Raw genomic sequence first — 12,946 nt, forward strand, 5'->3', positions numbered from 1 at the left:
AGCGTGACGCCCGCCGTTATCCTTTATTTACGTGGGAAATTTTTTTTCTGCCACGCAACCAGTTCGAACACGCCAAACAAAAAGACTTTGATCTGGGTAGCGCGATCGAGCGGTGGTGCATCTTTGCCCTGCGTCGTGCGCAGCAGGACTAACTGCAGGCCGTGCATCAGGATCATAAATATCAAGGCCACATTGATGAACCAGGTCAGGGGCTTCGGATACGGATGGATCAGGTTAAACAGTAAAAAACCCCATACGCACAGCATCAGCAGGCGTCCTAAATTAAGTAACATCATGCGTCTCCTGTTGGCGCTGATATAAACGATAGGCCACCTGGCCCGCAATTTTTTCGCGATGTAAATCCCAGTGAACCGGCACCGGCGGTGGGCCGTTTTCCACTTCGCTTTCAACGTAGACGAGTGCATCCGCTGTCAGCCAGTTATTTTTTTCCAGCAGTTGCAGGGTTTGCTCCAGCAAACCCTGCCGAAACGGAGGATCGACAAACACGATACCAAAGGGATGGCCATCCTGCGCCAGCCAGCTCAGGGTGTTGGTTTGTACGACGTTGCCGTTTGAGGCCTGCAATGTCTGAAGGTTTTTGCTCAGCTGTTGCGCCACCGGGCGCTCCAGCTCAAGCAGCGTCGCCGACGCGGCATAGCGTGAGAGCGCTTCCAGCCCCAGTGCGCCACTTCCGGCAAAGCAATCCAGGCAGTCAGCCTGCTGCAGGTGGGGTGCCAGCCAGTTAAACAGGGTTTCTCGCACCCTGTCGGTGGTGGGACGAAGACCCGCGCTGTCTGGCACCGGTAATTTGCGGCCGCGCCACTGTCCGCCAATAATGCGGATTTGGCCCGCACCACCTGTTTTACGGGGAGGTTTTATCATCTTGCTCACAAATCGTCATAATTTGTTGCGTAGTTTAACGGGCGAAACGATGAGAAGAAACGTTAAAAAAGGGTGCTGTGGTGAGCCGCCAGGAAAGTGTTAGACTACGACGCTGCTGATGTTATGCATAATTCTGCGGTTTAACGCCACTTTGGCGTTTATCACCAATACTGTTTTTAACCCTGGGAACATTGTGCTACCGGGATGAAGCCATCGAGGAGTGTGGTTACACAATGGCAAAAGAGAAGAAACGAGGCTTTTTTTCCTGGCTGGGATTTGGCAAAGAAGAAGAGAAACAACCCTTAACGGATGCGCAGACGGCACAACCGGAAGCCCAGCAGCCAGAACAGGAAGCCCCGGCACGCAGTCAGGCGGAAACCGCTGAACAGGAACGCGGTGCCGCACCTGAAAACCGTGTTGAACAGCAACAGGAAAGTGATGCAGCTACGTCTGAAGACGTACCGGTTACCGGCCGTGTAGCCGGGCCTGAAACGGCGGTTGATCCGCATACCGGTATGATCACGCCCGTTGAGCCTGCCGATGACGTCAACGATGAGGAACTGACCGCGCTGCCGTCAGCGGAGGTTGAGCTTGCCTCATCTGCGCCTGAACAGGCACCTGTGGCGGACGATGCGCCGCTGAGCGACGATGAGCTGGCCGCGCTGGCGCTGGCGGATGCCGACGTGACAGATATCGCGCCGCACGACGCTGCCATCGCTGAAACTGAACAGGCGGACGATGCGCCGCTGAGCGACGATGAACTGGCCGCGCTGGCGCTGGCGGATGCCGACGTGACAGATATCGCGCCGCACGACGCTGCCATCGCTGAAACTGAACAGGCGGACGATGCGCCGCTGAGCGACGAAGAACTGGCTGCACTGGCGCTGGGAGACGCGGATGTCGTTAACGTTGAAACTGTCGGGTACGATGCCGGGGCGACAGTGCCAGACGACACGGTCAGCGATCTTCCGTTAGCCGCCGCACCGCTGGTAGCGCACGAGCAGGAACAGGAGCGCCCCACCAAAGAGGGATTCTTTGCCCGCCTGAAGCGCAGCCTGGTGAAGACCCGCCAGAACCTGGGCTCGGGTTTTATCAGCCTGTTCCGTGGTAAGAAAATCGATGATGACCTGTTCGAAGAACTGGAAGAACAACTGCTGATTGCCGACGTGGGCGTGGAAACGACGCGGCGCATTATTACCAGCCTGACGCAGCATGCTGACCGTAAGCAACTGCGCGATGCGGAAGCGCTTTATGGCCTGCTGAAAAGCGAAATGGCGGCGATCCTGGCGAAAGTCGATGAACCGCTGAATGTCGAAGGTAAAACCCCGTTTGTCATCTTAATGGTCGGCGTGAACGGCGTGGGTAAAACCACCACCATCGGCAAGCTGGCACGTCAGTATCAGGCAGAAGGTAAATCTGTGATGCTGGCGGCGGGCGATACGTTCCGTGCGGCCGCTGTTGAACAGCTTCAGGTCTGGGGCCAGCGCAACAACATTCCCGTTGTCGCGCAGCATACCGGCGCGGATTCTGCCTCGGTGATTTTCGATGCCATCCAGGCGGCCAAATCACGTGGCGTTGACGTGTTGATCGCGGATACCGCAGGGCGCTTGCAAAATAAATCGCACCTGATGGAAGAGCTGAAGAAAATTACCCGTGTGATGAAGAAGCTGGATGAGCAGGCGCCACATGAAGTCATGCTGACCCTGGATGCCAGTACCGGGCAAAATGCCATCAGCCAGGCCAAACTGTTCCATGAAGCGGTAGGGCTGAGCGGCATTACACTGACTAAACTGGATGGGACAGCCAAAGGTGGCGTGATTTTCTCGGTCGCCGATCAGTTTGGCATCCCCATCCGTTATATCGGTGTCGGAGAAGGCATCGACGATTTACGGCCCTTCAGGGCCGAGGATTTTATTGAGGCACTGTTTGCCCGAGAGGACTAATTAGGATGATTCGCTTTGAAGAGGTCAGTAAGGCATATCTCGGCGGACGTCAGGCGCTGCAGGGCGTAGATTTTAATCTGCGTCCTGGCGAAATGGCGTTTTTGACCGGCCACTCCGGGGCAGGTAAGAGTACGTTGCTGAAGCTGATTTGTGGCATTGAGCGCCCCAGCGCCGGGCAAATCTGGTTTAGCGGACACGATATTTCGCGCCTACGTAACAGCGAAGTGCCGTTCCTGCGTCGTCAGATCGGGATGATCTTTCAGGATCACCATCTGCTGATGGATCGTAGCGTTTATGACAATGTGGCCATCCCGTTGATCATCTCCGGTGCCAGCGGCGAGGATATCCGTCGTCGTGTTTCGGCGGCGCTCGATAAAGTGGGCCTGCTCGACAAAGCGAAAAGTTTTCCTATTCAGCTCTCTGGCGGTGAACAGCAACGTGTCGGTATTGCCCGTGCCGTCGTGAATAAGCCCGCCGTTCTGCTGGCTGACGAACCAACGGGTAACCTGGATGAGGCGCTGTCAGAAGACATCCTGCGGCTGTTTGAAGAGTTTAACCGCGTAGGTGTGACCGTTTTGATGGCAACGCATGATGTTGCCCTTATTGGTCGCCGCAATTATCGGGTAATGACGCTGAATAAAGGACGCCTGCACGGAGGCCACGATGGTCAATAAACGCAACAAACGCGCGGCAGCCCCGAAGGCGAAGCAACCGTCAAAGAGTAAAGCGTTACGCGGTGGCTGGCAGGAACAGTGGCGCTACGCGCTACGCGGTACGCTGTCAGATATGTGGCGTCAGCCGCTGGCGACGTTGCTGACAGTGATGGTGATTGCGATTTCCCTGACGCTGCCCAGCGTCTGCTATATGGTGTGGAAAAACGTCAGTCAGGCGGCTTCGCAGTGGTATCCCGCGCCGCAGCTGACGGTGTATCTCTCAAAAACGCTGGATGATACGGCTGCTGAGAATGTGACCGCGCAACTGAAACAGGTTGAGGGCGTGGATCACGTTAACTATCTGACGCGTGAAGAAGCCCTGAATGAATTCCGCAACTGGTCAGGCTTCGGCGGCGCGATGGACATGCTGGAACAGAATCCGCTGCCTGCTGTCGTTATCATTACGCCAAAGCTCAACTTCCAGAATTCGGACACCATGCAAACGTTACGCGACAGAGTGGCGAAAGTGCAGGGCGTCGATGAGGTACGGATGGATGACAGCTGGTTTGCCCGTCTGGCGGCGCTGACCGGCCTGGTCGGTCAAATTGCGTCGATGATCGGTATCCTGATGATCGTGGCGGTCTTCCTCGTGATTGGTAACAGCGTCAGGCTGAGTATTTTTGCCCGCCGCGATACGATCAACGTTCAGAAGCTGATCGGGGCAACGGATGGATTTATCCTGCGGCCGTTCCTGTATGGTGGCGCGTTACTGGGGTTTAGTGGCGCGGTACTTTCCCTGATCCTGTCTGAAGTGCTGGTGCTGCGCCTGCAGTCTGTTGTGGCTCAGGTGGCGTCGGTATTTGGCACCACCTTCTCTCTGGAAGGGTTTTCCTGGGATGAGGCGTTACTGCTGTTGCTCATCGCCGCCATTATCGGCTGGATTGCCGCCTGGCTGGCAACCGTACAACATTTACGTCGATTTACGCCCCAGTAAAGCGCTGCAACATTTTTTTGTTATAATCATCCTCTGCTGCCGACAGTGGGCGCAGAGGATGTTGCCCTGCTGTCATCTGTGTGTAAAATATTCACTGCTATAATTGAACTTGTGGATAACTTTGTTTTCTAAGTAGCACAGATTGCTTTTGGTTTTCCTGCGACGTTGACATAATGTGACGTGCGCTTATGGAAAGATGCGGCAATTCCACTGATTTTGTGAGGGTTTGAATGACCAAAGAAATGCAAACTTTAGCTATTGCTCCTCTGGGCAACCTGGAATCTTACGTTCGGGCTGCCAACACCTGGCCGATGCTGTCGGCAGAAGAGGAAAAAGCGTTGGCTGAACGGCTGCATTACCAGGGCGATCTGGATGCGGCAAAGACGCTGATCCTGTCTCACCTACGCTTTGTTGTTCATATCGCTCGTAACTATTCTGGCTATGGCCTGCCTCAGGCTGACCTGATCCAGGAAGGTAACATTGGCTTGATGAAAGCCGTTCGTCGCTTCAATCCTGAAGTGGGTGTTCGTCTGGTGTCCTTTGCCGTTCACTGGATCAAAGCAGAAATTCACGAGTATGTGCTGCGTAACTGGCGCATCGTGAAAGTGGCGACCACTAAGGCACAGCGCAAGCTGTTCTTTAACCTGCGTAAAACCAAGCAGCGTCTGGGCTGGTTTAACCAGGATGAAGTCGAGATGGTGGCGCGTGAGCTGGGCGTGAGCAGCAAAGATGTGCGAGAAATGGAATCGCGCATGGCGGCTCAGGATATGACCTTCGATATGTCCGCTGACGATGAAAGCGGCGAAGGAAAATCCATGGCGCCGGTGCTGTATCTCCAGGATAAAACCTCTGACTTTGCGGACGGCATCGAAGAGGATAACTGGGAATCGCATGCAGCCGATAAGCTGACTTATGCAATGGAAGGGCTGGACGAGCGCAGCCAGCATATTATCCGTGCCCGCTGGCTGGACGAAGACAACAAAACCACCCTGCAGGAACTGGCCGATCAATACGGTGTTTCTGCTGAGCGCGTCCGACAGCTTGAGAAGAACGCGATGAAAAAACTCCGAATGGCTATCGAAGCCTGACGAGACAGGGCGACCTCAGGTCGCCCTTTTTATTGCCCGCGATTTATTTTACCCAGCCATCAACCTGCGCACGAAATCCACAGGCCTGCATAAACGCCGCCCGAACGCGTTGATCTTCGCTACCGTCATCAGCAATCCACCAGTCCTCCAGCGATGGGTTCTGCTTCATCGTGTCTTCCAGCAAATATTGCCCGACACCGCGACGTCGCGTGACATCTCTGACGGTCAGATGATGCACTTTACCGTGGATACCGGCTATCTCTAACTGTAACGCCGCCAGCAAACGGTCGTTGAAGCGTGCGACATAAAGGCGGTGATTTTCATTTAACGCGTTTTCCAGCGTGGCCAAATCCCTCTCAGGCCAGATTTTCCCCAGATCGATCCGATCCTGCTGCGTTAGAGAGGTCAACCGCAAAATAGTAAGCTTCATAACAAACACCTGTCCGTGTAAAAGCCGAAAGTGTAGTCAATTCCCGTAATCAGAACCCCGGCACATTTTACGCAATAAAACAGGTCAAAACAGCGACAGAGTGCCAGGATAATAGTTATAAACAGGTAGTCAGCATTTAAAGCCAGCATAACGCGCTGGCCTGGTGAACAAAAGCCGCGCATTGCATCCAGTTGATTATGCTGCTTTTGGCCGCGAATCATGAATATGTCAGTTGCTTTACAGAATAAACTTCCTGTTTAATAGACTGAAATATAAAGCCTTATTATTAATAAAAGCCAGAAAAGCGTGCTAACTCCTTATTGTTAAATCAGTTTTCCCCTTTATCTGGCCAAAATAAAACCACTCACAACAAACACGACATAACTGATGGGGTAGTTCGCATGAAAATGACAGGTCGCGCGTTACTGGCAGGATGCATTGCATTGGCGATGAGCCATGCGGCAATGGCGAAAGACATTAAGATCGCTATCGTAGGTGCCGCTACTGGCCCGGTCGCGCAATATGGTGATATGGAATTTACCGGCGCCGCACAGGCGATTAAAGACATCAATGCCAAAGGTGGCGTAAACGGCGACAAACTGGTCGGTGTCGAATATGACGATGCCTGTGACCCGAAACAGGCGGTTGCGGTGGCTAACAAGGTCATCAATGACGGTATTAAATATGTTATCGGTCACCTGTGCTCCTCCTCTACGCAGCCTGCATCAGATATCTATAACGATGAAGGCGTGCTGATGATTACGCCTGCGGCTACCGCGCCAGAACTGACTGCACGCGGCTATGCCGACGTGATGCGTACGACCGGTCTGGATTCTGATCAGGGTCCAACTGCGGCGAACTACATTCTGGATGTCATCAAGCCAAAACGCATTGCTGTGGTGCACGACAAGCAGCAATACGGCCAGGGTCTGGCAGAATCGGTACAGAAAACCCTGAAAGCTAAAGGCGGCAACGTGGTGATGTTTGAAGGGATCACCGCGGGCGATAAAGATTTCTCAACGCTGATTGCGCGACTGAAGAAAGAAAACGTCGACTTTGTTTATTACGGTGGTTATTACCCGGAGCTGGGCCAGATTCTGCGTCAGGCAAAAGCGGCAGGACTGAAAGCAGGCTTTATGGGGCCAGAAGGTGTGGGCAACGCCTCGCTGTCTAACATTGCGGGCGACGCCTCAGAAGGGCTCTACGTAACCCTGCCAAAACGTTACGACCAGCTGCCTCAGAACAAGGCCATCGTGGACGCCATCAAAGCGAATAGCGCGTCTAACCGTAAAGATCCTACCGGCCCGTTTGTCTGGACAACCTATGCGGCTATCCAGTCTCTGGTGACCGGCATGGAGCGCAGTAAGAGCGATGAGCCGGATGCGATTGCGAAGAACCTGAAAACCGGCGCACCGGTTCCGACAGTGATGGGCGACCTGAGCTGGGATCAGAAAGGCGATTTGAAAGGCTTCGAGTTTGGCGTCTTCAAATGGCACAAAGACGGTTCGTCTACCGCAGTTAAATAAGGCACTGATTCTTCCCCGTCGTACGACAGCTGGGAAGCAGGAGAAGGCGTGACTGACGCGCCATCGCCTGACTAACCCTCTTCTGGCAGCAGGAGAGGGGTTTTCTGGTTTCTGAGCAGGTCCTCACTATGTCCGAGCAGTTTCTCTATTTTATTCAGCAGATGTTCAACGGGGTGACTCTGGGGAGCACCTACGCGCTGATCGCCATCGGTTACACCATGGTTTACGGCATTATCGGCATGATCAACTTCGCCCATGGCGAAGTCTATATGATCGGCAGCTATGTCTCTTTTATGGTTATTGCAGCCCTGATGATGATGGGTATTGATACCGGCTGGCTCATGATTGCCGCCGGTTTTGTTATGGCCGTTATCATCTCCAGTGCCTATGGCTGGAGCATCGAACGGGTGGCTTATCGTCCCGTACGGGCATCCAAGCGTCTGATTGCGTTGATTTCCGCCATCGGAATGTCCATCTTTCTGCAAAACTACGTCAGCCTGACGCAGGGTTCACGTGACCTTGCCCTGCCGAGCTTAATCACCGGCCAGTGGACGCTGGGCGAAAGCAACGGCTTTGCCGCCACGCTGTCGACGATGCAGATCGTGATTTGGGTGGTCACGTTCCTGGCAATGCTGGCCCTGACCCTGTTTATCCGTTATTCCCGCATGGGACGCGCCTGCCGCGCCTGTGCGGAAGACCTCAAAATGGCCAGCCTGCTGGGCATTAATACTGACCGGGTGATCTCGCTGACCTTTGTGATTGGTGCGGCGATGGCGGCGGTTGCGGGCGTGCTGTTGGGACAGTTTTATGGCTCGATTAACCCGTTTATCGGCTTTATGGCGGGGATGAAAGCCTTTACTGCGGCGGTCCTGGGCGGCATCGGCAGTATTCCCGGCGCGATGATTGGCGGGCTGGTGCTGGGCATTGCCGAAGCGCTGACCTCGGCTTATCTCTCCACCGAATACAAAGATGTGGTGTCGTTTGCCTTACTGATTGTGGTGCTGCTGGTCATGCCTACCGGTATTCTGGGCCGCCCGGAGGTGGAGAAAGTATGAAACGCCTTGGTCTGGTCAATGCGATTGTTTCAGCGGTCATGCTGCTGGTGCTGGCGGCCTTCTTTATGGGAATGCGCCTCGATCTGAATGGTACGCAGCTACAGATAGTGAATGCCGGCAGCGTGCGCTGGAACTGGATATTCATCGGTTGTGCCGTTGTGTTTTTGTTTCAACTGCTACGTCCGCTGTTTCAGGGCAAGCTGATACGTAGCGGTGGTGGCCTGGTGTTGCCGGGCTTCGACGGCTCAACGCCAAAGCAAAAAGCCATTATGGGCTTGATGATCGCCGCGGCGGTTATCTGGCCGTTCCTGGTTACACGCGGCAGCGTCGATATTGCCACCCTGACACTGATCTACATCATGCTGGGTCTGGGACTGAACGTGGTCGTAGGGCTGTCGGGTCTGCTGGTGCTGGGCTACGGTGGTTTCTATGCCATTGGCGCGTATACCTTCGCGCTGCTTAATCATTACTATGGTTTTGGTTTCTGGCAAAGCCTGCCGCTGGCGGGCCTGGTTGCGGGCGCATTTGGCCTGATGCTCGGCTTCCCGGTGCTGCGCTTGCGCGGTGACTATCTGGCTATTGTCACGCTCGGCTTCGGCGAAATCGTCCGTATTCTGCTGCTCAATAACACGGCAATCACCGGCGGTCCAAATGGAATTGCTCAGATTCCTAAGCCCACCTTTTTTGGCCTGGAGTTTGGCCGTCGCGTCAGCGAGGGGGGATGGGGCACGTTTCACGATGTCTTTGGCATGAAGTACGATCCTAACGACCGGGTGATATTCCTCTATCTGGTGGCATTGTTGCTGGTGGTGCTGACGCTGTTTGTGATCAACCGCCTGCTGCGCATGCCGCTGGGTCGGGCATGGGAAGCGTTACGTGAAGATGAGATCGCCTGTCGTTCGCTGGGCTTGAGCCCGACCCGCATTAAGCTGACCGCGTTTACTATCAGCGCCGTCTTTGCTGGCTTCGCGGGAACGCTGTTTGCCGCTCGCCAGGGCTTTGTCAGTCCGGAGTCCTTTACCTTTGTCGAGTCCGCTTTTGTTCTGGCTATCGTGGTGTTGGGCGGAATGGGCTCGCAGTTTGCCGTTATTCTGGCCGCCATTTTGCTGGTGGTTTCGCGTGAGCTGATGCGCGACCTCAACGAATACAGCATGCTGGTATTGGGGGCGCTGATGGTGCTGATGATGATTTGGCGTCCGCAAGGCTTACTGCCGATGAAACGACCGCACCTGAAACTGCGTCAGGGTAAACAAGGAGAACAGGCATGAGTCAGCCTTTATTAGCCGTTGAAGGCCTGATGATGCGCTTCGGCGGTCTGTTAGCCGTGAACAACGTTAAACTGGAATTGCGCCCCCAGGAAATTGTGTCGCTTATTGGTCCAAACGGTGCGGGTAAAACCACCGTGTTTAACTGCCTGACCGGCTTTTATAAGCCAACGGGCGGCAGTATCACCTTACGCGACAAGAACCTGACTGGCCTGCCCGGACAGAAGATCGCCCGTATGGGGATCGTGCGTACCTTCCAGCACGTCCGTTTATTCCGCGAAATGACGGTGATTGAAAACCTGTTAGTCGCCCAGCACCAGCACCTGAAAAGTGGCGTGTTTGCGGGGCTACTGAAAACCCCGGCTTTTCGCCGCAGTGAAGGCGAGGCGCTGGATCGCGCTGCCACCTGGCTTGAGCGGGTTGGCTTACTCGATATGGCGAATCGCCAGGCCGGTAACCTGGCTTACGGTCAGCAGCGCCGACTGGAGATCGCCCGCTGCATGGTGACGCGGCCGGAGATTTTAATGCTGGATGAACCGGCAGCCGGACTTAACCCGAAAGAGACGCATGAGCTGGATGCGCTGATCGCCGAGTTACGAGGCGAGCATAAGGTATCCGTTTTGTTGATTGAGCACGATATGAAGCTGGTAATGGGCATTTCTGACCGTATTTATGTGGTGAATCAGGGCACGCCACTGGCGAACGGCACGCCGGAAGAGATTCGTAATAATCCGGATGTGATCCGTGCCTATTTAGGAGAGGCGTAATATGGCCATGTTAACCATTGATAACGTCAGTGCGCACTATGGCAAAATTCAGGCGCTGCATAATGTCAGTTTGCATATCGATCAGGGCGAAATCGTCACCCTGATCGGCGCAAACGGTGCAGGCAAAACCACTTTGCTGGGCACATTATGCGGCGAGCCGCGCGCCACCAGCGGTACGATCACGTTTGACGGCAAAACCATTACCGACTGGCAAACGGCGCGCATTATGCGTGAGGCTATTGCCATCGTGCCCGAAGGTCGCCGCGTGTTCTCACGCATGACGGTGGAAGAGAACCTGGCCATGGGCGGTTTTTTTGCCAGTCGCCCGGAGTATCTGGCGCGCATCGATCGCGTTTACACTCTGTTCCCACGTCTGGCAGAGCGTAAGGTGCAGCGTGCGGGCACCATGTCGGGCGGTGAACAGCAAATGCTCGCCATCGGCCGCGCGTTAATGAGCCAGCCGCGCCTGTTGTTACTCGATGAGCCTTCTCTGGGTCTGGCGCCGATTATTATCCAGCAGATTTTTGACACGATTGAGCAACTGCGCAGCGAAGGTATGACGATTTTCCTGGTTGAACAGAACGCGAACCAGGCGCTGAAGCTGGCCGATCGGGGCTACGTACTGGAAAATGGTCATGTCGTGCTGGAGGACAGCGGTGCGGCACTGCTGTCGAATGAAGCCGTGCGCAGCGCCTATCTGGGCGCCTAGGTTTCCCCGCCATCATCTATGCCGGGTGACTGCAGGCTCTGTGCCGGGCTGTCACCCGGCGAATTTTCCTTCCCTTACGGCACATACTTATCCCTGCTTCAGCAGCGCGGTTCAGCCCGGTGCTTTCCGGTCCATTAAACGCGCTTATCACTGTCATATCCTGACATTCTGTCGTCATTTTTCCGTCATCTGACTGTTATTTTTCCGTCATTTCCACATGTCATGTTACTTCGCGAGCAAAAAATGCGTGATAGCGCGCGTACCTACCTGAACAGGAAAATCCTATGTCCGTTGTTACTTTTCGTCGTAGCCTGATGAGCGCCCTGCTCGGTCTGGCGATCAGTGGTAATGCACTGGCCGTCACTGAGATCCCTTTCTGGCACTCAATGGAAGGCGAGTTAGGCAAAGAAGTTGACTCACTGGCACAACGTTTTAACCAGGAACACCCTGACTACAAAATCGTCCCTGTGTACAAAGGGAACTACGAACAAAGTCTGGCGGCAGGTATCGCCGCGGTCCGCACCGGAAAAGCGCCCGCGCTGTTACAGGTTTACGAAGTGGGCACCGCCACCATGATGGCCTCTAAAGCCATTGTGCCTGTTTATCAGGTCTTTAAAGACGCGGGCATTTCAATGGACGAGAAGCAGTTTGTTCCTGCGGTCGCGGCTTACTACAGCAATTCAAAAGGCCAGCTGATCTCGCAACCGTTCAACAGCTCCACGCCTGTGCTGTACTACAACAAAGATGCGTTTAAAAAAGCCGGTTTAAACCCGGATCAGCCACCCAAAACCTGGCAGGAACTGGCAAAAGATGCCGATGCACTGCGTAAATCAGGCATGAGCTGTGGCTATGCCAGCGGCTGGCAGGGGTGGATTCAGATTGAGAACTTCAGCGCCTGGAACGGTTTGCCGGTGGCCACAAAAAATAACGGATTCGACGGCACCGATGCGGTACTGGAATTCAATAAACCGGCGCAGGTTCGCCATATCCAGTTGCTGGAAGACATGAACAAGAAAGGTGATTTCACCTATTTTGGTCGTAAAGATGAATCCACCGCGAAGTTCTATAACGGTGACTGTGGCATGACCACGGCCTCGTCAGGTTCACTGGCCGATATCCGCCATTACGCCAAATTCCATTACGGCGTCGGCATGATGCCTTACGATGCGGATATTCCGAATGCCCCGCAGAACGCGATTATCGGCGGTGCCAGCCTGTGGGTGATGAAAGGCAAAGATGCCAATACCTACAAAGGCGCGGCGGAATTTATGAAGTTCCTTACCGAGCCAAAAATTGCCGCGGAATGGCACCAGAAAACGGGCTACCTGCCTATTACTACCGCCGCGTATGAGCTGACGAAGAAAGAAGGCTTCTACGAGAAAAACCCAGGTGCGGATATTGCGATTCGCCAGATGATGAACAAGCCGCCGTTGCCTTACACCAAAGGCATGCGTCTGGGGAATATGCCGCAGATTCGTACCATTCTGGATGAAGAGTTAGAAAGCGTCTGGACCGGCAAGCAGACACCGCAGGCTGCGTTAGATAACGCCGTGAAGCGGGGTAATGAGCTGCTGCGTCGTTTCGAGCAACAGAATAAATAATCCGTTCTGCAGGCCAGCTCCGGCTGGCCTTTT

Annotated in this window: 13 protein-coding genes; 10 read left to right on the plus strand and 3 right to left on the minus strand. The window is 54.5% G+C overall.

What is annotated here, in order from left to right; genetic code table 11:
* Positions 1-23: 23 nt before the first annotated feature.
* Together C1N59_RS01510 and rsmD are read right to left on the minus strand one after the other, a co-directional pair.
* Entirely contained in the window at positions 24-293 is a 270-nt protein-coding gene (locus C1N59_RS01510; RefSeq protein WP_006121057.1) for a DUF1145 family protein, read from the minus strand.
* The gene (rsmD, locus tag C1N59_RS01515; protein WP_033738212.1) at positions 283-882 is read right to left on the minus strand and encodes a 16S rRNA (guanine(966)-N(2))-methyltransferase; all 600 of its coding nucleotides are present in this window, start codon (positions 880-882) and stop codon (positions 283-285) included. Before rsmD ends, C1N59_RS01510 begins: the two co-directional genes overlap by 11 nt.
* 233 nt (positions 883-1,115) lie before the next feature.
* On the opposite strand from rsmD, the gene ftsY reads away from it, so the two are divergent.
* From ftsY to rpoH, 4 genes are all read left to right on the plus strand, one after another.
* On the plus strand, positions 1,116-2,825 hold the full coding sequence (gene ftsY / locus C1N59_RS01520; protein ID WP_394550218.1) for a signal recognition particle-docking protein FtsY: 1,710 nt from the start codon (positions 1,116-1,118) through the stop codon (positions 2,823-2,825).
* A 5-nt stretch (positions 2,826-2,830) separates the two neighbouring features.
* Positions 2,831-3,499, plus strand: a complete 669-nt coding sequence (gene ftsE / locus C1N59_RS01525; protein ID WP_006121054.1) for a cell division ATP-binding protein FtsE — start codon at positions 2,831-2,833, stop codon at positions 3,497-3,499.
* Complete coding sequence (gene ftsX / locus C1N59_RS01530) at positions 3,489-4,472, plus strand: permease-like cell division protein FtsX (protein WP_033738206.1); 984 nt, start codon at positions 3,489-3,491, stop codon at positions 4,470-4,472. Before ftsE ends, ftsX begins: the two co-directional genes overlap by 11 nt.
* Positions 4,473-4,702: 230 nt before the next feature.
* Entirely contained in the window at positions 4,703-5,560 is an 858-nt protein-coding gene (gene rpoH / locus C1N59_RS01535; protein ID WP_006121051.1) for an RNA polymerase sigma factor RpoH, read from the plus strand.
* A gap of 43 nt (positions 5,561-5,603) precedes the next feature.
* Here the strand turns inward: rpoH and panM are convergent, their stop codons facing one another.
* The gene (gene panM, locus C1N59_RS01540; protein ID WP_033738204.1) at positions 5,604-5,990 is read right to left on the minus strand and encodes an aspartate 1-decarboxylase autocleavage activator PanM; all 387 of its coding nucleotides are present in this window, start codon (positions 5,988-5,990) and stop codon (positions 5,604-5,606) included.
* Between the two features lie 401 nt (positions 5,991-6,391).
* On the opposite strand from panM, the gene C1N59_RS01545 reads away from it, so the two are divergent.
* The 6 genes from C1N59_RS01545 (at position 6,392) to ugpB (ending at position 12,913) form a co-directional block, all read left to right on the plus strand.
* Positions 6,392-7,516 carry a branched-chain amino acid ABC transporter substrate-binding protein gene (locus C1N59_RS01545; protein ID WP_006121049.1) on the plus strand — a complete coding sequence of 375 codons (1,125 nt, stop codon included), beginning with the start codon at positions 6,392-6,394 and terminating at the stop codon, positions 7,514-7,516.
* Between the two features lie 128 nt (positions 7,517-7,644).
* On the plus strand, positions 7,645-8,571 hold the full coding sequence (gene livH, locus C1N59_RS01550; protein ID WP_033738195.1) for a high-affinity branched-chain amino acid ABC transporter permease LivH: 927 nt from the start codon (positions 7,645-7,647) through the stop codon (positions 8,569-8,571).
* A complete protein-coding gene (locus tag C1N59_RS01555) occupies positions 8,568-9,839 on the plus strand; it encodes a high-affinity branched-chain amino acid ABC transporter permease LivM (RefSeq protein ID WP_054632937.1) in 1,272 nt (423 codons plus the stop codon). Before livH ends, C1N59_RS01555 begins: the two co-directional genes overlap by 4 nt.
* Complete coding sequence (livG, locus tag C1N59_RS01560) at positions 9,836-10,603, plus strand: high-affinity branched-chain amino acid ABC transporter ATP-binding protein LivG (RefSeq protein ID WP_006121046.1); 768 nt, start codon at positions 9,836-9,838, stop codon at positions 10,601-10,603. Before C1N59_RS01555 ends, livG begins: the two co-directional genes overlap by 4 nt.
* A gap of 1 nt (position 10,604) precedes the next feature.
* A complete protein-coding gene (gene livF / locus C1N59_RS01565) occupies positions 10,605-11,312 on the plus strand; it encodes a high-affinity branched-chain amino acid ABC transporter ATP-binding protein LivF (RefSeq protein ID WP_058701434.1) in 708 nt (235 codons plus the stop codon).
* A gap of 284 nt (positions 11,313-11,596) precedes the next feature.
* Complete coding sequence (ugpB, locus tag C1N59_RS01570) at positions 11,597-12,913, plus strand: sn-glycerol-3-phosphate ABC transporter substrate-binding protein UgpB (protein ID WP_033738192.1); 1,317 nt, start codon at positions 11,597-11,599, stop codon at positions 12,911-12,913.
* Positions 12,914-12,946: the final 33 nt, after the last annotated feature.

This window comes from Pantoea sp. SGAir0183 (assembly GCF_043545505.1).

Bases quoted from the DNA above. Each gene is read 5' to 3' on its own strand.
- livG (WP_006121046.1), top strand. From the start codon at position 9,836: ATGAGTCAGCCTTTATTAGCCGTTGAAGGCCTGATGATGCGCTTCGGC.
- panM (WP_033738204.1), bottom strand. From the start codon at position 5,990: ATGAAGCTTACTATTTTGCGGTTGACCTCTCTAACGCAGCAGGATCGG.
- ftsY (WP_394550218.1), top strand. From the start codon at position 1,116: ATGGCAAAAGAGAAGAAACGAGGCTTTTTTTCCTGGCTGGGATTTGGC.
- livH (WP_033738195.1), top strand. From the start codon at position 7,645: ATGTCCGAGCAGTTTCTCTATTTTATTCAGCAGATGTTCAACGGGGTG.
- C1N59_RS01555 (WP_054632937.1), top strand. From the start codon at position 8,568: ATGAAACGCCTTGGTCTGGTCAATGCGATTGTTTCAGCGGTCATGCTG.
- rpoH (WP_006121051.1), top strand. From the start codon at position 4,703: ATGACCAAAGAAATGCAAACTTTAGCTATTGCTCCTCTGGGCAACCTG.
- livF (WP_058701434.1), top strand. From the start codon at position 10,605: ATGGCCATGTTAACCATTGATAACGTCAGTGCGCACTATGGCAAAATT.
- ftsX (WP_033738206.1), top strand. From the start codon at position 3,489: ATGGTCAATAAACGCAACAAACGCGCGGCAGCCCCGAAGGCGAAGCAA.
- ftsE (WP_006121054.1), top strand. From the start codon at position 2,831: ATGATTCGCTTTGAAGAGGTCAGTAAGGCATATCTCGGCGGACGTCAG.
- rsmD (WP_033738212.1), bottom strand. From the start codon at position 882: ATGATAAAACCTCCCCGTAAAACAGGTGGTGCGGGCCAAATCCGCATT.
- C1N59_RS01510 (WP_006121057.1), bottom strand. From the start codon at position 293: ATGTTACTTAATTTAGGACGCCTGCTGATGCTGTGCGTATGGGGTTTT.
- ugpB (WP_033738192.1), top strand. From the start codon at position 11,597: ATGTCCGTTGTTACTTTTCGTCGTAGCCTGATGAGCGCCCTGCTCGGT.
- C1N59_RS01545 (WP_006121049.1), top strand. From the start codon at position 6,392: ATGAAAATGACAGGTCGCGCGTTACTGGCAGGATGCATTGCATTGGCG.